This is a genomic window from Vibrio sp. E150_011 (genome assembly GCF_053544015.1).
This window is the reverse complement of sequence record NZ_JBHFOL010000007.1, coordinates 157,120-177,412: the sequence shown is the minus strand read 5'-3', so window position 1 is coordinate 177,412 and position 20,293 is coordinate 157,120. Positions and strand designations below refer to the sequence as shown.

General features: G+C 43.0%; 12 protein-coding genes and 1 pseudogene. 1 reads left to right on the top strand and 12 read right to left on the bottom strand.

The genetic code is table 11. From position 1 onward, the window contains the following. Positions 1-221 precede the first annotated feature (221 nt). The 11 genes and pseudogenes from ACE1OE_RS13135 to ACE1OE_RS13085 form a co-directional block, all read right to left on the bottom strand. A pseudogene (locus ACE1OE_RS13135) lies at positions 222-891 on the bottom strand (AAA family ATPase); the annotation flags it as partial. Between the two features lie 5 nt (positions 892-896). Continuing rightward, the gene (locus ACE1OE_RS13130; protein WP_449211389.1) at positions 897-2,039 is read right to left on the bottom strand and encodes an exonuclease SbcCD subunit D; all 1,143 of its coding nucleotides are present in this window, start codon (positions 2,037-2,039) and stop codon (positions 897-899) included. 144 nt (positions 2,040-2,183) lie between these two features. Further along, on the bottom strand, positions 2,184-3,476 hold the full coding sequence (locus ACE1OE_RS13125) for an ATP-binding protein (protein WP_449211352.1): 1,293 nt from the start codon (positions 3,474-3,476) through the stop codon (positions 2,184-2,186). Between the two features lie 13 nt (positions 3,477-3,489). Further along, complete coding sequence (locus ACE1OE_RS13120) at positions 3,490-4,197, bottom strand: response regulator (RefSeq protein ID WP_449211388.1); 708 nt, start codon at positions 4,195-4,197, stop codon at positions 3,490-3,492. A gap of 329 nt (positions 4,198-4,526) precedes the next feature. Next, a complete protein-coding gene (locus tag ACE1OE_RS13115; protein ID WP_449211351.1) occupies positions 4,527-7,679 on the bottom strand; it encodes an efflux RND transporter permease subunit in 3,153 nt (1,050 codons plus the stop codon). After that, a complete protein-coding gene (locus tag ACE1OE_RS13110; RefSeq protein ID WP_449211350.1) occupies positions 7,680-8,813 on the bottom strand; it encodes an efflux RND transporter periplasmic adaptor subunit in 1,134 nt (377 codons plus the stop codon). 121 nt (positions 8,814-8,934) lie between these two features. Next, on the bottom strand, positions 8,935-9,792 hold the full coding sequence (locus ACE1OE_RS13105) for a mechanosensitive ion channel family protein (RefSeq protein WP_449211349.1): 858 nt from the start codon (positions 9,790-9,792) through the stop codon (positions 8,935-8,937). A 27-nt stretch (positions 9,793-9,819) separates the two neighbouring features. Beyond that, positions 9,820-11,049 carry a peptidase T gene (pepT, locus tag ACE1OE_RS13100; protein WP_449211348.1) on the bottom strand — a complete coding sequence of 410 codons (1,230 nt, stop codon included), beginning with the start codon at positions 11,047-11,049 and terminating at the stop codon, positions 9,820-9,822. A gap of 497 nt (positions 11,050-11,546) precedes the next feature. Continuing rightward, a complete protein-coding gene (locus tag ACE1OE_RS13095; protein WP_102470198.1) occupies positions 11,547-11,738 on the bottom strand; it encodes a hypothetical protein in 192 nt (63 codons plus the stop codon). A 285-nt stretch (positions 11,739-12,023) separates the two neighbouring features. Further along, a complete protein-coding gene (locus ACE1OE_RS13090; protein ID WP_449211347.1) occupies positions 12,024-12,977 on the bottom strand; it encodes a TerC/Alx family metal homeostasis membrane protein in 954 nt (317 codons plus the stop codon). Positions 12,978-13,471: 494 nt separating this feature from the next. After that, positions 13,472-13,996, bottom strand: a complete 525-nt coding sequence (locus ACE1OE_RS13085) for a hypothetical protein (RefSeq protein ID WP_102470196.1) — start codon at positions 13,994-13,996, stop codon at positions 13,472-13,474. A 246-nt stretch (positions 13,997-14,242) separates the two neighbouring features. Here ACE1OE_RS13085 and ACE1OE_RS13080 point away from each other — a divergent pair, with 246 nt between their 5' ends. Then, positions 14,243-16,651: a metallophosphoesterase gene (locus ACE1OE_RS13080; protein WP_449211346.1), complete on the top strand. Its 2,409-nt coding sequence runs from the start codon at positions 14,243-14,245 to the stop codon at positions 16,649-16,651. Positions 16,652-16,747: 96 nt separating this feature from the next. Here the strand turns inward: ACE1OE_RS13080 and ACE1OE_RS13075 are convergent, their stop codons facing one another. Then, positions 16,748-20,290 (bottom strand): cellulose synthase subunit BcsC-related outer membrane protein, encoded by a 3,543-nt coding sequence (locus ACE1OE_RS13075; RefSeq protein ID WP_449211345.1) that lies wholly within the window; start codon positions 20,288-20,290, stop codon positions 16,748-16,750. Between the last annotated feature and the right edge of the window lie 3 nt (positions 20,291-20,293).

Here is a 20,293-nt window from a genome sequence, read left to right as displayed (position 1 = left end):
AGATTGAAATGCAGCCAGTTGAATACGGTTGGTGTCATCAACAGGACGATTCGCCTGATGAGACAATGTTGACTTAGCAACCTCATCCAACTCGTTAAACTTTCTTTCTTGAAGCGTGGCTAATTCTGCTTGTTTTCTAGCCTCGATTAACGCCCTATCTGATTGATTAAGGTCGTCTTTAAGCGAATTAACCTCTGGTAATAACACATCTTCTTGGGCTTTTAATTGCTGTTCCGATTCAAGCCCTGCAACCTCAAGAGCGCCTTTGATTTGGTTATCAAACTCGTCTTTAGCTTTGCGAATGCCAGCGGCTTTTTCTAATAGAGTACGTTCTATATTACTGTATATATGCGTTTGAAATAGCTGGCCAAAGATGAGTTCACGCTCTTTTGAGCTTGCGGTAAGCAACTCTCTAAACTTTCCTTGCGGGAGTACCATTACTTGCCGAAATTGTTTCACATCCAACCCTACAAGCTCTTGAATCGCAACCGCTACTTGTTTTGGTTTGTTGGCAATTAAACTTTGGTCAGATACCTTCGTGAGCACCGCGGCATGCGTGCGCTTCGTTGTTCCTTCACCGCGCTGCTTTGGCACTTCTTGGTCAGGGCTGCGTTCAATTCGATATTGCTCGCCAGACAACTCAAAATCGAATGTCACCGATGTCAGCATCGTTGCACTTGCATAATCACAACGCATTTGATCGCCCGTTCTCTCACTTCCTGTTGTTTCTCCATACAGGGCGTAACAAATGGCATCAAGGATTGAGCTTTTCCCTGATCCTGTCGGTCCATTAATGAGAAAGAGTGGAGAATGCCCTAGCAACGCAAAATCGATCACTTCGGTCTTAGCAAACGGTCCGAAAGCAGATAAGGTTAATTTTATTGGTTTCAATGTCGCTATTCCTTGTTGCTTTTCGTTAACGAGCTAACGATGTCAGTGATCATGTCTTCTTGCTCAGTACTCAACGTATTGCCTTGAACTTCTTGGAAAAAGTCTTTGAACATATCAAACTCTGAATGCGCCAATCTAGCTTGAGCTAACTCTCTATCAACACCAATCAGCATTCCGGGCTTTTCCAGATGCAATACATTGGGGTACACATCCCGAAGTTTGGCCATTGGGTCCAAAATAGCGTGTTTATCCATTAAGCGAACTAACAGATAATCTTCACTATGGGTGTCCTCTTTTCCCTTTTCTAACAGCTCCAACATCTCTCCTTCCAATATGCGCATATTATGAGGCGAGATTAGTGGAATCGCAGTCGTTGATACTAATCCATTAGAATCAAACTCAACCAGCGTCATGCTTTTATTATGGTATTGTTCGGAAAACGAGTACTTCATGATCGAACCGGAGTAACGAATATGTGGCGCTCCGCGTTGTTGGGCTTGATGTAGATGCCCTAAAGCAACGTAATCAAAATGACTAAAGTGAGAGTAACTGACTCGATCCGCACCACCAATTGACAAGGTTCTTTCCGACTCTGACGGTTCTGCTCCATCAATAAAACAGTGACTAATTAAAACGTTGTTTTTTGAGGTGTCCATGACAAGGTCTAGTTGCTCAGCCATAATTCGGTGAGCGTCATCATGATTAGTTGCAGGAACATCGTAGAAATGGCGAACATGCTCAGGGTCACTATAAGGCATGCCGTAGAAATTAATTTGCGTATTGTCAGCGCCAGAAATAACAATTGGCTGAGTCATCTGTTCAAGGCTACTGATAATGTGAAGGCCGGACTGATCAAACTGACGCGCACCAAAACCTAGGCGTTTCGCCCCGTCATGGTTACCCGATATCATGATGACAGGGACGCCAAGTTCTTGAATCACTTTAGTCAGAAATTTATCTAATACTTCAATAGCGTTTGTCGGAGGGACGGAGCGATCATAAATGTCACCAGCAATAATCAACGCGTCAATGTGATGTTCAGTGAGATATTGCTCAATTTGCTCTAAAACGACGCGTTGGTCGTCCAATAAAGAGACGTTGTGAAATTGTCTGCCTAAATGCCAGTCTGAGGTATGGATAAATTTCATACGGTTCAATTCGTTACCTTGTTAATACATGTACAAGGTTAGTATATAACGTTCAAGGAACAGTTGGCAGCGATAGATCAATCACATGAAAGTGTGGCTGAAGCCCTTTTGAATTAGCGAAATATTGTCATTATGTCTAGTGATTTATTTATGCTCTATATGAGGAAAAATCAAACAAAAACACGCGCCACCTAATTCACTGTCACAAACTTTAACTCGCCCGTTGTGACGAAGCATGATGTGCTTAACGATAGCAAGCCCTAAACCGTAGCCGCCTGATGTTCTATCCCGAGATTTATCCACTCGATAAAAGGGTTCAAACAACCCTTCCCAATGTTCTTTCGGTACACCACAGCCATCATCTTGTACTTGGATAACGGTACTCTCCTCACAGGACAATACGTTTATCTCAATACGTTCATTGGCATAGCGTTTTGCATTACTAAGCAAGTTGACAATCATTCGACACAAAAGAAAAGGATCAATATTCGCTATTTGTGGAGAATCACCGGCTTGTATAACGAAATCGACTCCGACATCTTTTTGCCATTTGTCATGGTGATTTTCTAGCCAAGTAACCACATCGACCGTTTCTAAATGTATAGCAGCATCAGGTCGCTCGACTCTCGCGTAATAAAGCAGTTCATCCACCAGCGTCGCCATCTCTTCTGTATCTTCAATAATACTTTGTATTTGTTTTTTATGTTCTGGCGAGCTCACTTGCTCAAGCAACACCTCACTTTGCCATTGAATTTTGAAAATAGGCGTTCTTAATTCATGAGCAACGGCATTCGTTAACGATTTATTGCTCACCATCAAGTTAGCAATCTCGTCTGCCATTTTATTAAACGTTCGATTTAGCTTGCCTAATTTAATCCCGTGACGTTCTGAGGCCCTAGCGGCAAAGTTACCGCTTGCAAAGTCATTCGCGGTGCGTTCTAGCTCTCGAAGCCTTCGACTCAAGAACCAAATAAATCCAAAACTGAATACCACGAAGCTGGCTAAGAAGAAGAGCCACACGACTTGATCTGCGAATTCAATCGCCTTGACCAATTCTGAGTCAGGGTCATCGTACATTTTAAAATAGTGATTACTATTATCAAACTTCAACCAAAACTGGCCGGAGTCGCCAAGTAAATAAGTAGGTTTGGCTTCACTATTAAAGTACTGAGCGACATCTTCTGGTAAGGCCGACTTAGGAACATCGTCCAATAATCGATGGGTCTTCTTAGTGAATATTTGAAGCAACTCCGTTGCGTCTTGATTACTCTCACTGACAGAAACATGGTTCAATATGTCACGAAATGCCTCGACCTGCAGATTGGCGTCGGCAAGATCGGGGTCTGACTTACCATAGATCAAATGCTCGTAACCCACGATACTGGCCGCGAACAGTAAGATAAGTCCAATTAAAGATTCAACAAATATTCGCCACATTGATCATACAACCTTAATCTTGCCAGCCATCAGAAACAAATAGGTAGCCTTTACCACGAACCGTAATCACACCTTTGGGGTTGGTCGCGTCATCGAAAAGTTTTTTACGTAGGGTCACAATTCTGTTATCGATAGTGCGATCGATACCGTCATAATCAATGCCACGTAACGTCTTGGTTAAGAAATCTCTCGATAAGGTTTCACCCGGCGAAGAAGCCAGCAACCAAAGTAAATCAAATTCACTATCGGTCAGTGATACGTCAATGTCTTTGTATTTGCAACTGCGGCTCAATTGACTAATGACGAGTTGGCCATACATCAGCGAGTGACCTGTTTTATTGACGTTATCTCCCACAGATTGACGAAGTAAGTTTCGGATTCGTGCGAGTAGGACTCTTGGTTTAATAGGCTTAGAAACAAAATCATTTGCACCGGTTTCTAATGCCGCCACATGATCAAAGTCATCGTCACTGGCGGTGAGCATCAATATTTTTCCGAAATAACTGTCCCGTACAGCACGGCAAATCGATAGGCCATCTTGCCCAGGCAACATAAGATCTAATATGATCAGATCCGGTTCAAATTCTTTTATGACATCTTGAGCAAGATTTCCATCGACGACACTACGAACGCGGAAGCCTTGAGTTTTGAAGTAATCCGCTAGCATTTCATTCAATTTAACGTCATCTTCAACAATTAATAGTTTCTGGCTGTCCATCATCCCATCCGTAATATCAATAATATTGCGCGCCACCATACATAAATTTACATAGTTACTCAAACACGTATAAATAATATTACATTTTTAGTAAGGCATTACACATTTATAAAGTAACGACTGCCTTAAGTAGATTTAGTCTCTAAATTCCAAAGAGTTACGAATCTAACTACTACCTATAGATGGATTTTGGGTCTTCCCTTTGTAGCTGGCAATACCCCAAAGTAAGCAATTGTCTACCTGAGAATACAAAGCCATACACAAAAATGCCTCGTAGATTATCTACGAGGCATTTTGATCAAAACAGATTAAGTGGTAATAAAGCGGTTAACTTAATCATCATCTAACGGGATTAATTTCGTGCTCCCACCCCTTAGCTTCTCTCTACGTCTTTGAATTATTGCGTAAAAGCCTGGAATAAGTAGCGTACCAGCCAACAACACACAAAGCAGTCCACCAATAAGGGAAACACCCAAGGAGTTTTGACTCACATGGCCAGCTCCTGAAGCGAACACCAAAGGTACTATCCCCAAAATAAATGACCAAGACGTCATGTTCACCGCACGGAAACGCAGTATTCCACCGCGGACTGCCGCATCATCGATTGGTACATCTTTGTCTTCTCGTTCATTTTTTGCGAATTCTACAATCAGAATGGCATTTTTTGCTGCGAGGGCGATTAGTAGCACGAGACCTATTTGTGCATAAAGGTTCAAAGGCATACCAGCTAAGGTCAACGCTATAAACGAGCCCAATGTCGCCACTGGTACCACAAGTATAATCGCCAGCGGAATTGACCAACTCTCATACTGAGCAACCATGAACAGGTAGATAAAGATCAGTGCCAACGCAAATGCATAAATCGCTTGGTTGCCAGCTAAAATCTCCTGATACGCCATACCGGTCCATTCATGCTGATACCCCATAGGAAGAACATTGGCAGCGACACGCTCCATTGCGACCAGTGCGTCTCCACTTGAATACCCTTCTGCAGGTTGACCTTGAATCACCGCACTTCGGTACATGTTGTAACGCCATGCAACGTCTGGCTCGAACACCGTTTCATAACTAACTAGCGTACTGAGCGGGATCATCTCTCCCTTATCAGAGCGAACATGGAACAACTGTAAGTCATCCATACTACTTCGATATTCAGCATCCGCTTGTAGTGTCACTCGGAAGTTCTTACCGAACATAGTAAAGTCGTTCACATACAGCGAGCCTAAGTTACCCTGTAGCGTTTGAAATATTGATGATAAAGGGATGCCCAGTTGCTGTGCTTTCTCTCTATCAATATCTACATGGTAATGGGGAACATTGGCACGGAAGGTACTAAATGTGTAAGCAATCTCAGGTTGTTTATTGGCCTCTTGAATGACTTCTTGCATGACGTTCGCTAAGTCAGTGCGGCTTCGCCCTAGCGTATCTTCAAGTACAAATTCAAAGCCTGACGCCGATCCCATTCCCGGAACCGCGGGTGGCCCCATGGCAAAGACGACCGCTCCCGGGATCTGCTGAGCTGATTTGCCGTTAATACGGGCAGCAATAGCATTCGCAGAATGGTCACCTTCGAGGTTATTTCGCTCGTCCCAGCTTTTGAGTTTAATAAACATAGACGCGCCATTCGAGGCAGCAGCGCCTGTCATGAATGCGTAGCCATTGGCGACGGTAACACCATCAATTCCTGGCTCTTGCTCGACCAATTCCATCAGCTCTGATGTGGTTTCTGTCGTCCTAGACAAAGAAGCAGAGTCTGGCAGCTGAACATTAACCAGCAAGATACCTTTATCTTCCTGTGGAACGAAAGCTGTTGACGTTGATTTTGCCAAGAACGTTACCGCCGTTATCGCCACAGCGAAGAACCCAATCAGCAAAATAGCTTTCTTAACTAAGAAGCCAGCCATTTTTCCGTACTTCAAGGTAATGCGCTCCAGTCCTTTATTAAAGGTTTGGAACCAACGCGCAGTATTACCACCACCTTGCTTTAACACCAGTGAACATAATGCTGGCGACAAGGTTAATGCGTTAATCGATGAAATAATAACGGAAATACAAATCGTTAATGCGAACTGGCGATACATAATCCCGGTGATACCTGGAAGCAAGGTAACCGGAATAAACACCGCGAGTAATACTAATGTTGACGTAACAATGGGACCCGTTACTTCTTTCATCGCCATCAGTGTTGCTTTACGTGGTGATAGGCTTGGATCACGCTTCATAATCGTGTCGACGTTTTCAATCACCAAAATGGCGTCATCAACCACAATACCGATCGCCAAAATCAAGCCAAACAAGGTCACCGTATTAATGGTAAAACCTGTCAGGTTCATGATGGCAAACGTACCAATTAATGAAACCGGTATTGCGACAACAGGAATCAAGGTTGCCCTTGCACTACCCAAGAATAGATACGTCACCGCGATAACAAGCAAGATTGCCTGAATCAAGGTCACCACTACCCCTTTAATCGACTCAGCGACGAATAGCGTTGTGTCATAGCTAGTTTCATACGACATACCCTCAGGGAAGTTAACACTCAACCTCTCGAGCATATCCATCACGGCTTGACCACTTTCTAACGCATTCGCGTCAGATTGCAGTGACAACGTCACGATAGACGCATCTTGGCCTCTGAACTCTCCCGTCCCGTCGTAAAACTTTTTACCCAATTCAACACGTGCTACGTCTTTAAGGTAAACCGACGAACCGTCTGTATTAGCGCGAAGAACCACATTTTCGAACTCATTAACGCTTTCTAAACGGCCTTTCGTTACTAAGTTAAATTGCACTTCCTGAGGGTCGGCATAAGGTGCCGCCCCCACACGACCCGCGGCTACCTGAACATTTTGTTCACCAAGCGCTGAATAGACATCCGACGTTGTCATTTTGAGGTTGGCAAGCTTATCTGGGTCAAGCCAGACACGCATTGAGTATTCACCACCACCAATAACGCCGACTTCACTGATACCCTTAACACGTGCAAGCTGATCTTTAATATTCAGGTTCACGTAGTTAATCAGGAATTTGTCGTCGTAAGTGCCATCGGGGGAGTAAAAGTTCAATACCATAAGCAGATCAGGCGATCGCTTCTTAACCGTCACGCCCACCATGCGAACTTCTTGTGGAAGTTTCGATTCGATTTGCGATACACGGTTCTGAACATTGACCTGAGCCATATCTGGGTCAGTGCCGATATCAAAAGTGACATTCAATGAATACGAACCGTCATTGGCACTTTTTGAAGACATATAAATCATATCTTCAACACCATTGACTGATGTTTCTATTGGGTCAGCAATGGCCTCTTCAACGACTTCTGCACTTGCCCCCGTGTAGTACGCGGTCACACTGACAGAAGGAGGGCTAATTTTTGGATACTCAGCAACAGGGAGGGCGGTTAAAGAGATAGCCCCTGCAAGCGTCAGTATAATGGATATAACCAAAGCGAACTTTGGTCTTTGAATAAAGAAACGACTTAACATTTAGGCACCTTGGTCTGCAGCGTCCGGTTGTTCAACTCGTACAGGAACTCCATTCCTAACACGCTGTAACCCCTGTGTAATGACGACATCACTCGAGCTCAAACCCGCTTTGATGATCACGCCAGTATCAACTTGTGGCCCTAACGCTACGTTACGGCGCTCGGCAACATCCCCGGCGGTCATGATCATCACAAAGTGACCTTCAAGATCAGTTTGTACCGATCGTCTTGGTACGGTGACAACTTCTATTGGCTGTTTTTCCATCAACTCAATGCGTACGTGTTGACATGGAAGCAAGCGTTGATCCGGGTTATCGACTACTGCACGCATCGCTAACGTACCGGTATTGAGATTAATGCGGTTACCCAAGAAATCTAACGTACCTTGGTGGTCAAACACTCGACCATCTTCAAGGATAATATTGACCGCTACCCCATCAGACTCATCAGCTCCGTTACCTTCAATTTGGTCCATTCCAAGCGCCAAGCGTTCACGCTCACTAATACTAAACGCTGCGTACATTGGATCCATACTCACTAACGTCGTCAACACACCAGAAGACGGGGATAGTAAATCACCCGTACTGACTTTACTGTCCGAAATACGTCCAGTAAACGGCGCTCGAATCTCAGTGTAAGATAGATTCACTTCTGACACTTTTAGCTGAGCTTTGCCCGCTAACAATTGAGCTCGGGCGCTCATTAGTGATGCGGTTAGCGCGTCGAATTCCGCTTGAGAAATATTGTTGGATTTAACTAAGTTCTGACCACGAGCGAAATCAAGTTCCGCTTTTTTTAGAGAGGATTCTGCTTCAGAAACCATCGCGTTGGCACTGGCCACTTGAGCTTCAAATGATGAAGGCTCGATGGAATACAGTAACTGACCTTTTTCGACAATTTGGCCTTCAAAGAAATGCCTTTCTTTTAAGTACCCTGATACTTGAGCAGTAATAGACGTATCTTCGACCGCATCCATACGGCCGATGTAAGACTTACTTTGTTGATGCTGTATGACCGTTACTTCTTGTGCTTGAACAAGGGGTAATTGACCACCAGCTTGTTTAGTACTCTTATCTCCACAGCCCGCTAATAAAGCGGTTGTGATTAAACTTAAAGCGATTATTTTGTTAGGCATTGAAACACCGATTATCTTTTAGTTGGAACAGGCAAGCCACAGTATCTAACTAAAAGTCATGTGAATGTCCGAGGAAAATCAATTGACCACATGAAAGTGTTTCAAAATATAACGCTATGTTTTATTGAACTTTTTCGATTTTGCCTTTTGGAAAAGCAGCAGAATATATCATCATAAAATCCGCTCGAATCTCTTGTTCCAAATGTGTCGCTAATTCGGTTGGACAAAAAATCATGACGTTGACTATTTGTTCTCCAGTCGCACCACTCGTTAAATAAACATGAGGCTCTGAACCTGGTAGATCAACACCCGCATGTTTTTCAATAACACCATTATACCGGCGCGCGACATCAATAAACCCTTCGCTATGATTTTCTATTTGAGTAACGAGTTCTGGAACTAGAGGGAATAAATTATCGAAGCCAGGCACAACAATAGAAAAGTGGTGATAAACGTAGCGTTTCATGAAATTTAGATTCTTCACCGGATATGTGAAGAACATACTGTTCGGCATTGTGATGGTTTTACCCGTGAAATGGTAATGCCCATGGTATAAATCAATCTCTTGGACCACAGTCGCCATCAGGTTATGTTCAATAACCTCACCACTGGTCTTACCCACTTCAATCCAGTCACCGATTCGAAAAGATCGAGAGCTCGCTCTTTGGATCGAACCTGTGAAACACAGGATGATTTCTTTGGATGCCACAACAATAGCCACCGCGATTGCGGTAACCGATAAAGCAAACTCGCTAATTTCAGATTTCCAGATTAAGAAAAACATCAGCATGATAAGTGCAAATGAACCATTCTTGGTTCGAGACATCCACTTACGCTGGTCCTCTGAAATAAACGCGACGTCACCACGGATCGCCCCTAGGGTGACCCGACGAATAATAAGTATTAGGAACAGGACTAAGGCACTCAGTAGCAGTTTATTGTCCGTTAAATACGTGATTATTTTTTCCGTGTCTTCCATGAGTGCCTATATCAGTAAAGGTTTGGCTTAACGATACCGAATTGCTGTCTCTTTCGCAATTTGCACAATCACTTTTACCGCTGATTCCATTCCTTGAATAGTAATAAATTCATGAATACCATGAAAATTATAACCACCAGTAAAGATATTCGGACATGGTAACCCCATAAATGACAACCTTGCTCCATCAGTACCACCGCGGATAGGTTTAATATTAGGCGTCACATCACACGCCAACATCGCTTTCTCCGCAAGCTCAATGATATGAGGGTGAGGTGCCACCATTTCATGCATATTGGAATAGTTATCCACTAAGGTTAACGTGACTTTCGCCCGTTTAGAGCCGAGATCAAATGAATCGACTTTATCTTGTAAGTAGGCCTTTCTGCGCTCCAATCCGTCAGAGTCAAAATCACGAAGAATATAACGAAGCGTCGACTTTGCCACCGATAGATCGGCAGAGCCTAAATGATAAAAACCTTCGTACCCTTCTGTACTTTCAGGTGTTTCGTTTTCAGGCATATCTGCCTGAAAACGAGAAGCAAGTGTCATGGCATTCACCATCTTGCCTTTGGCGGTTCCTGGATGCACGCTCACCCCAGTAAACTCGACCGTCGCAGCAGCAGCGTTAAAGTTTTCATACTCTAATTCACCTACTGGGCCCCCATCAACGGTGTACGCCCACTGCGCACCAAACTTTTCAACATTGAATAGGTTAGCACCACGTCCTATTTCTTCATCTGGGGTGAACCCAATTTGAATATCGCCATGTGGGATCTCAGGGTGCGCGATTAAATACGCCATCGCAGTAATGATCTCGGCGATTCCTGCCTTATTATCTGCGCCGAGTAATGTCGTTCCATCGGTGGTAATAATGTCATGACCATGTAACAGGTGAAGATCAGGGTATTGAATTGGAGAAAGCACTTCGTCGCCCCTACCCAATGCTATATCCCCGCCTACGTAGTTTTCTACGATTTGAGGGCTAACGTCCTTTCCTGAAGCATCTGGCGCGGTATCCATGTGAGCAATAAAACCAATAGCTGGAATGTCACCTTTTACATTGCCCGGCAATGTCGCCATAAGATAACCGTTGTCATCTAAAGATACATTAGATAAACCAAGGGCGATGAGCTCCGCTTTCAAAACGTCTGCAAATTGCCTTTGTCCTTTGGTACTTGGACAACAACCGTTTGACGAGTCAGATTGTGTATCAAATGTGACGTATTGAAGAAATCGGTCGATAAGATTTGCCATTGTAGTTCACCTAGTCATATTGTTTAAACGTCATCCATCATACGGGTTAGACATGACAAGACGTTGAGTTAAATCAGCTTTAGATCACTTCCGGTTAATTGCTTTAATTCGATATCCACCTATGCCCTACGCCTTAAATAAAGGCCATTAGGTTGATGTACTCTAATCTGAAAATGACAATAATCGTCTTAACCTACGGTAATTCAGATAATCGTTTGATCGAGAGAGACATGATGATGACTAATAAATATTATGTATTTTCGCCTAAAGAGTTAGGTCGAAACACTAGCACTGCGGGAAAGCAATCCGATGCTGAGCAAAAAAGAAAAGAATTAATTAGACAAGCACAAAGAGACGGTGGTTTACACAACTAAACGCAGCCTCTGTGAAGCAAGGGACTGCAACACCGATTCTTAATTACCCAGGTACTTAGATACAAAAAGGGGCATCAACTTTCGTCAATGCCCCTTCTTAATATTCACTTTAAACTGCATCGTTTATCGGTTAAGACCGATGTCTCTCTGCATATGTCCAGACAGCTCGTTAGTGTAGTACGTGTTTTGAACTTCACCTTTACCGAACATAATATCTAGCAAGTGTGCAATCAATCCTTTGATGTTAACCGCGTAGGCTTTCTTATCCATAGAGGGTGCTAGAGCGATGGTTTCGATATTCATTGCTTGTGCCATGATTGCCTCTCTTTACAAATTCGTTTTTCGTCGTTGTTGGAGCAATAATAGGCAACAATACGCGCTTAAAAAAATGACTATTTTTTGATATTCAGATAAGTTTTTCTAATGAAACGAACCTTTAACAAACCCACATTAAAAGCATTCAATATCAATGCATGACTATTCAATATTTCACGATTTTTGTGGATAACGTTGCACCAAAGCACGTTAACAAATCCATTTGTTAACGAATGGTTGCGCATAAACTATTCAGAAATAGTTCGCTGAGTCAACACGCTAACGTTACCTTTTCTTATCAATTACAAGTAAAGCATTCCGCTCGTGATATAAAGAGGCGAAAGTAGCAATAAACATGGTAATAAGAATCACGCTGAGTGAAACCCAGGTAGGTATCGCCCATGCGGTTCCAACCAATACCATCTTAATCCCAATGAACACCATCATGAACGACAACGCAGGTTTTAGATAGACAAATCGATTCATCATGCCCTCCAAAACAAAATACAACGACCTAAGCCCCAATAAAGCAAATACATTTGCCGCCAACACTAGAAATGGCTCTCTAGTCACCGCGAAAATGGCCGGAATAGAGTCAAGAGCGAACAACACATCCATGAAGGCGATGACGCCAATAACAATAAACATAGGCGTAAAGATACGCTTTCCATTCTCTATGACCGATAATCGATTACTTCGATAATCATCGGATACCGTAAATAATCGACGAATAACGCGCTCAGGCAACGGGTTAATTTCATCTTCACCCTTGTCTCTCGCGAGCTGAATACCCGTCCAGATCAAGAACGCTGCAAAGAGATACATCACCCAGTGGAACTGTGCAAGCAACTGAGCACCAACGCCAATCATGATGGCTCTTAATATCAACGCGCCAATGACCCCCCACAACAGCGCTCTCGGCCTCAAATGCTCGGGAACAGCGTATTGATGGAAAATGATCGCAAACACAAACAGATTATCGATGCTGAGCGATTTTTCGAGCAGATACCCCGTCAAGAACGCCACTGTTGCTTTTCTTGCGCTGTAATCACTATCAGGGGCATAGACATCCCAAAAGAAATAGATCGATGCTGCGAACACAAAAGCAAGTAAAAACCAGAAACCGCTCCATATCGCCGCTTTGCGAATGGTAATAAGGCCACCACGGGTTTGATAGATATCTAACGCCACTAAGCCGAGCGTTAATACGAGAAAAGAAAGGTAGATAGATAAGGGCATAAGTCCTCCAAGCGGAAGGACGTGAGTAAGAATCGACCTTCCGCAAACCAATAAATACCCCAGTACACACGTACTGAGACTTTGATTGCGTTGGTCTCGTCAAAACACACTAGGTGTTCTTATTTGCCGGATAAGCTTTGCTTAACGAGATGACGACAAATAATTTAGGTGACTACTCCCCAAAACGAGCGGATTGTAATCCTGAAATATTGCTGTGTCTATCGTTTTTTAACGGATTTTAGCGGACGCTAAAAATGGAAAAACCAGCAATTTCAGATTGCTGGTTTGCGGGTGGAACATTACTTTTTATTGTTTATGCTTTTTCTTTATCTGTTGTTTTTTGATTGGTTTCTTTCCAATACTGAATACGACAACGATGAAGTCGAGCACGTCTCATTTTTTTCATGGTTAATTCCTTCTTTACTCTACGCATTCTAAGTTACTGACTCTATGTAACAGAGAAATGACAACCGTAATACTATTGTGTGACACCGTTAAAAAGATGGATTGGACATCCATACGAGCGAAATCTGCTCTTTGTCACTTTTCATACAGACTGTTTCTGTAGCCAACCTATCCTGAATCTCATTTTTTCTGACCCAGGTAAATACTTTAGAAACAGAAATGGGAGATAAGTTCAAAAATTCAACCAGTTTCTTATCCGTTTCTGCTGCAGAGTGCTTTGCGAGCTCTTCCGCCACATTGAACCGTTGTTCACCAATTAAGACTTCTACAAGTTCGAATCCGTCAACTCTTAAGCTGAACGGAATTCTCGTATAATGATATGGCGTCATCAATGCTATTAATTCTACACGGCTAATTTCGTCATCATTGACTGATACCTTAGCGTCCATAGGGACGCCTCGGTAATCCAGATCAAAACCACAATAATATTGCCCTTCCGTCTCACCACAATCATATATGTCTGATAATGCACCTAGGTCTTCACGCGATACCAGGTCAATATGACCGCCTACAAAGCTCTCAACCCAGTTAGCAGTAACAACGTTGGAAAACACACAACATAGTCCTAGTACTATTATTCTAATAAACATCGCTACCATCTATTCTATTCGCGTTACCTACAAAGGCTCATAAACACCTTTATGAGCGTCTCATCTCTATATTATTCTATGGCAACCATTACATTTCATTAATACAAATCAGTTACCATTGAGATTTTCTAAGGATTGCGAGTTAATTCGTGCTTGGAAAACTAACTACATGATATACTGTTAAAATCTTTGCTACCTTTGTTAAAATCCATGCCCATATCTCAATATTATCTTGCTTTAAGTTGTTTATTAATAGCCCTGTCACTCACGGGTTGTAATAGTGACGATACCGTCTCCCTTGGAGATATTATTAATCCTGCGCCAGTCAAAATGGTTGGCCCTGAATGCGACGTTTTAGCGACAAAACAAACCATACGAATTATTCATGTTGCAGACCTTCATGGGCATTTTGGGTTTAACGAAAAATATTACAGCAAAATAAAAGCAGCGCATACACAGGCGTTGAAAGAAAACCCTCATACGTTATTCACAAATGGCGGGGATGATTACGAAAAAGGGTCAGTCGCTGAACAGCTGTCTTTCGGGGATGCTACATTAGAAGCGACTCAAGCCATGGCGTTTGATTACCGCGTTATTGGCAATCATGATTTTGCTTGGGGACCGGAACAATTAATCAAGTATTCTAAAGACGACATCGCAACCGTGCTTGCCTCCAATACCGAATACTACGGGACAGATCCGAGCGGCTTTGATGGCATTGATTTTGCCATCGCACAAGTAGGGTGCGTAAAAATTGGTTTGTTTGGCATGACCTCTGGCCCATGGAACGAGCTCGACCAAGAAATCACACCCGAAACTGATTTTATTCCCGACTTTAAAATGCGTTGGGATTGGAATGACAGAGCAAGACAGCTTATCCGTGATTACGCACAAGACGTCGACTATATGATTATGTTGAGTCACCTAGGCTTTGGTACGGATAAAGCTTTAGCAACCTACGTTGATGGTATAGACCTTATTTTGGGAGGACACTCTCATGCCACGCCTGATTCAGAGCTCATTAATAATACCACTGTCGTGTTGCCTGACTTTAACGCCAAGGGATATACAGACATCGAAATTGTATTTGACCTAGCCGATAAATCAGCGTCCTTTGCTAAACCAATCAAAAGTACTGATATTGAAACCACGTCATTAACGGACGAAAACACTCAGGCAAAAATAGACACGATACTCGGTCGATACGCCCCAGATGCTCACACTGAAATCGCCGTTTCAAAAAATCAGCTCAATCGTACACAAATGCGAGAATTACTCTTTAAAGGGATGCTGTCGTATACAAACCCTGAAACACAAACACACTTCGCAATCGACGCTAGCCTCCTGAATGAAAACGAAATTGAAGACAGTGAAATTTGGGCGCCTGGCTCATTAACCCAAGAGCATTTTCATCGCTCGTACCCTATTGAGCGACAACCTTCTAATACACCTGGTTTCACCGCGCTTTACAAAGTCGAAGTGTCTGGTGCAAACCTAAAGTTAATGGCTGATGCCAATGAAACACTTCAATATAATGGTCCTCCGTTAGATGACCTAGTCGATACCGCTATTTATAATGTTGGCTTGTTTAAGTCAGCAGCGTGGAATCCAGAATATTTTTTTAACGCCTTGTATTATGACCCAAGCGATGCCGTTCTAATTGCAGAAGCATGGCAAATCTATGATGCTTACGCCAGAACCCGCACTGCAAGCTGCCTTTTTATTGATTCCGATGACGAGCTTTATAGCTGTAACAATGACTTAATCAATGCTACGACGATATGGAATTTCAATGACACTGATAACATTTTCCTTGCGGAACAGAGTCAACTATCGTCTCTTAAGCTTCAACTCAAAGACGAAACAGATGCCACTTGTGAATCATCGCTGTTGTCATGTGGCACTACAGAGTCTTTAAACATCCCTCAGCTTCCTGATGGCAGTGTGGGCAACGTCATAAAGCTTGATGCACTTGTTGCCGACACCAACGGAGAGTTGCACTTACAAACACAACACGATTCAAATGGCGACTTTTCAAACCAAAACCTTGTCTCAAACTATACACTCGTTTTTGACGCTCTCTGGCCTGATGATAGTAGTAACAATTTTCGGGCAATCCTTGATGCGAATAGCCTCAATAACAAGGTTGAAATATATCTAAACGAAGATAATCAACTCGGGCTTTACTCTCAATACGCCGGTATATTTGAAGCGAATACATGGCACCGTATTGCTTTGGTGTTTTATACGTCGGACGCTGGTGATGTAGTTTACAAACTATATTCGAACGGTCAGTTCATTGCGACGATGAGATACAGTGCAGGTGAAGGGATTAAATGGGCAATGGATAAGCAAAACATGCGTTTATTTACGGATACAGAATACCAAAAAAATGAAGCTCAACCAGTGTATATAAACGCGTTACTTTATGCGCCTCGACCTTTTAGCGATGTTGAAGTGGCTAGAATGGGCGATGTATCAAATCAGCTTGAGTTCATACCAACAATGCGTGAACTAAACCAAACGGTTGAACGATTTTACCAAAATGCACCTGAAGATTGGGCTCACAAATGGATAAAGCAACGCGCTAAATTTATGAAGTCAAAAACAATTAATTAAACCGTAATTTCTTATAAAACTAACCATGGCCTCTCTTTATCAGAGGCCATTAAATGGATACTCGTGCTCCAAACGCTCAGTAACCAAGTAACCAAGTTAGTAATAATTAGAATACAACCTTAATGGGTCGGGTTGTAATTTTGCTTTTTCCCAAACGGAGTCAAAATTGTACTTAAAATATAGGTTAAACAGGCTTGGTTGATAATCACTTGAAAATTGCTGAGAAAGATAGCCGACAAATGTCCAGTGGTCAGATATTTTATATTCTGTGTACAATTGAACAGCACTGCTAACCCCAGAGCTTGTTGATGGGTTACCTTCTAACTGATAAGGTGCGTCAAAACTAGCATTGGATAGAGAAACCGACGCTCTCGCACCGTAGGTCCAATCATAATTGACACGTCGATAATACGACACTGGAACTGATAACGAAAAGTACGATTGCGGACTATAATAATTTCCGTGCCCTATTACTACTTCACTTAGATTCTTGTCATACCCCATATAGAACATTGAGCTACCGATCGATAGCGAATTATCATTGGTATTAATGACGTTATAATACCCACCAGCCATCCCAGATAAACGATCATTATCGGCAACATTAACACCGGTTAGTTGATGGTATTCACCGTAGCCCCAAAAACCATATGGTCGACCATCATTCCACGATAAACTAATCGTACTCCCGGTGCGCGTCACTCCACCAAACTCTGTTACATTCCCTCGTCTATCTGCAACCTCTAAACCGGAGTATGAGATCAGGCTTGAGGTCACTGGGCGTTTACTCACACTACCGCGAATAGATACATCCCCTAGTGATGTTGTTCCTTCTACTCCTCCTACCCAATCATTAAGCCTAAAGCCTATCGGCGTCGTACCGATATCCGCACGCCAATGCTCGGCTTCCCACCCAATGGAGAATGCTTGACCGACTCGGCTACGCTCAAACGTCACATTTTCGTCATAGTACGTGAGTGTTCCACTATCAAGGTAGACACTATCTGTCCGTAACTTCAAATGCCCATTCCAATCAGGTATCGCCAAACTCAACTCAACAGGAACAGTTAAAAATGTAGCGCCATTTGGTACCGAGTTAAATTCGGTGCCGAACATAACATAAGATTGATTTTTGTTACGTAATTCATCTAGCGTTGCTATGAGATCGTTAGTCATCCAATTGTCATCAGCTTCACGGTACGCCGTTTTGACACTGCGGGTTGTTGGCGACTCACTTCTTTCTTGATCATCGAGTAATAAACCGGTGGTAGCGAATTGTTCAACCAGCCCCTCATCGTTAGCATCAACCGCCTCTTCCTGCAAACGCCAGTAGTCAAAACCCGTTAACGCAAATTGAGAACGATGATTATTAAAAAAGTTAATATAGGATTGATTTCTTAGCCTTATAGCCACTACCATCGCGGCAATGAAGTCTTCTTTATCAAGTTGAAACACATGATTAGCAGAGGCTTCAAGCAATTTTTCTGCGTTTTCAGGAGAATGTTCAACGGTATTTAAATAACGATCCGCTCCCAATGGAAACTCATCACCAATGAGTTCGACATAGGCATCTATCGCTTGATTCACATCGTGCTCAACAAGAGACTGATCGGCTTTCAAGGCTTTTTCACGATCCATAACGATTTTGGCATTGATTTTTCGTTCTTTTGTTTCTTGATAAACAAGGCGATGTATATCAGGATTATTCATTTGATACACAACCTGAGAATAGAGCAGCAACTCGTAATCTTGTAAGTCGTTAATATCAATTTCAGCGATTAAATCGTTCGCTTTTTCTGGGTAACCAAACTCCGACCATAGAACGGTAGCGATAGGCTCATCTGTTTTAGCCACCGACTGAATATACCGGTCTACTTCAAGTAAAACGTCTGAGGCGTTCTTATCATCAGATAGCCTTTGTATCATCTGGCGATGATATTCCAGTTTAATTCTTGTGAACGTCGCTTGTTCTGATGACGTTAATCCATTGAGTTGGTTTTCTGTGACAATACCATACGCTTCAGCCCATCGATTGTTTGACACTAAGAACAGACTATAGGCGTGCGTGTGTTCAGGATCTTGAAATTCAATATAAGCAGTGCGCATCATATAATCAGCTGATTCGTATTGATTCAGTATCACTAATTCATCAGCAATCTCTTTTTTTAACCAAGGCAGATCAGCATTACTGTTCATAACGTGTTGAAATATGGAGGAGGACACCAACTCTGAGGGCGCTTCTTTATCCTGTCGCAATCTATCAAGTACCACTGAATGCTCGACACGTGCTGTAAAAGACTTCAGTACATGGCGTTGCTCGGCGTTAAGTTCAGACAACGCTTGCAATTGTCCTTCGTTACCTTGACTTGGATAGCGAGTTTCCACCCACAGTTCAAGAGCGCTGGTACTCAGGGGCTCAATATCCTTTGCCTTAATAGCCCACTGGTGCGCGGACTGTATATTGCTTTGAGACCGTAGAACCTGACCTTTCATCACGTAACCTAACGCAATACGTTTATCAATGCTCAACGCTTTGTCAAGTTCAGCTTCAGCCTTAGTAAAATTTTGACGGACGATAGCACTACGCGCAATATCAATGGCTTGCCAGTATAAAATAGTTCGCTCTTCAGCGTTGTAGTAATTGCTTAAGTCAGGGTTATCATCACTTTGACGTGCTCGTCGAATATACTCCAATGACGCCGTATAATTACCACGTCGATATTCGTGTTTAGCAAGTGAACTGAGTGTCAAAGGGTCGTTTGGCCACTTTCGGTTTGACGCTATTAACGTGTCGTACCCAGACCATGTAAATTTCCCACGCCCTACCTCCTGTAAAGCCTTGCGCTTTTTCCGGTACAACGGATCTTTTCGTAACTCTTTTTCATGCAGCCATCGACTTTTTGCTGTCTCATAGCGCTGTTGAAGAGCAAGATCATCAGGGTGATAACTCGCAACTCGCTCATAGGTCGCAAACCATTGCTTTGAAAGCGGCTGGGATTCCAACTCGGTTAACCAAAGACTGCTTGCAAAGACCCCTAACTGTGAATCATTTGCCAAAGAGGAATAAATTTCGATGGCTTTTTCGCTGTCGTAATATCGAGCTAGATGTCGCGCAAGCCTAATCCGGATCTCTCCAACTTGTGGAAAAGCGTCATCTAACGCCTTATATCCTTCTAGTGCTTCGTCTGCACGATCGGGAAACGTAGAAAGAAGATCCAAGTATTCAAGCTCATAATTAACGTCAGGCCGTTGGTCCCCAAAAAGCGCCACAAATCCCGCTAGAGCCTTATCATACTGCCCTCCTTTTTGGAGCAACATGATTTGATTGTATTCCGTTTTTCTCTGCTCATTAACGTCGATGTAGTTGCGAAAGGCTTGCTGAATGTCTTTATCACCACTTTTACTTACCTGCTCGAGCAACGGATATGCCAACTCAGTCTGATTGTTTCGAATCAACCAGCGTCCCTTGGCAAAAAGTGCCTGAGGGTCCGTAGGTGCAATAGCAAGCCAACGCTCGACGGCAGAAAAAACTAAATCTTCATCCTTCTTAAGCTCCCCTATGACTATCTGATTTTCCAGCCAGTTTGGTGCAGATTGATAATAAACTGCGGGTGTATGAGTCGTGGCATTGACTGCCACTGA

What these genes read in the sequence shown, in the direction of transcription:
- ACE1OE_RS13130 (WP_449211389.1), bottom strand. Translation starts at nt 2,039, where the DNA reads ATGAAATTTATCCATACCTCAGACTGGCATTTAGGCAGACAATTTCAC.
- ACE1OE_RS13125 (WP_449211352.1), bottom strand. Translation starts at nt 3,476, where the DNA reads ATGTGGCGAATATTTGTTGAATCTTTAATTGGACTTATCTTACTGTTC.
- ACE1OE_RS13120 (WP_449211388.1), bottom strand. Translation starts at nt 4,197, where the DNA reads ATGATGGACAGCCAGAAACTATTAATTGTTGAAGATGACGTTAAATTG.
- ACE1OE_RS13115 (WP_449211351.1), bottom strand. Translation starts at nt 7,679, where the DNA reads ATGTTAAGTCGTTTCTTTATTCAAAGACCAAAGTTCGCTTTGGTTATA.
- ACE1OE_RS13110 (WP_449211350.1), bottom strand. Translation starts at nt 8,813, where the DNA reads ATGCCTAACAAAATAATCGCTTTAAGTTTAATCACAACCGCTTTATTA.
- ACE1OE_RS13105 (WP_449211349.1), bottom strand. Translation starts at nt 9,792, where the DNA reads ATGGAAGACACGGAAAAAATAATCACGTATTTAACGGACAATAAACTG.
- pepT (WP_449211348.1), bottom strand. Translation starts at nt 11,049, where the DNA reads ATGGCAAATCTTATCGACCGATTTCTTCAATACGTCACATTTGATACA.
- ACE1OE_RS13095 (WP_102470198.1), bottom strand. Translation starts at nt 11,738, where the DNA reads ATGGCACAAGCAATGAATATCGAAACCATCGCTCTAGCACCCTCTATG.
- ACE1OE_RS13090 (WP_449211347.1), bottom strand. Translation starts at nt 12,977, where the DNA reads ATGCCCTTATCTATCTACCTTTCTTTTCTCGTATTAACGCTCGGCTTA.
- ACE1OE_RS13080 (WP_449211346.1), top strand. Translation starts at nt 14,243, where the DNA reads ATGCCCATATCTCAATATTATCTTGCTTTAAGTTGTTTATTAATAGCC.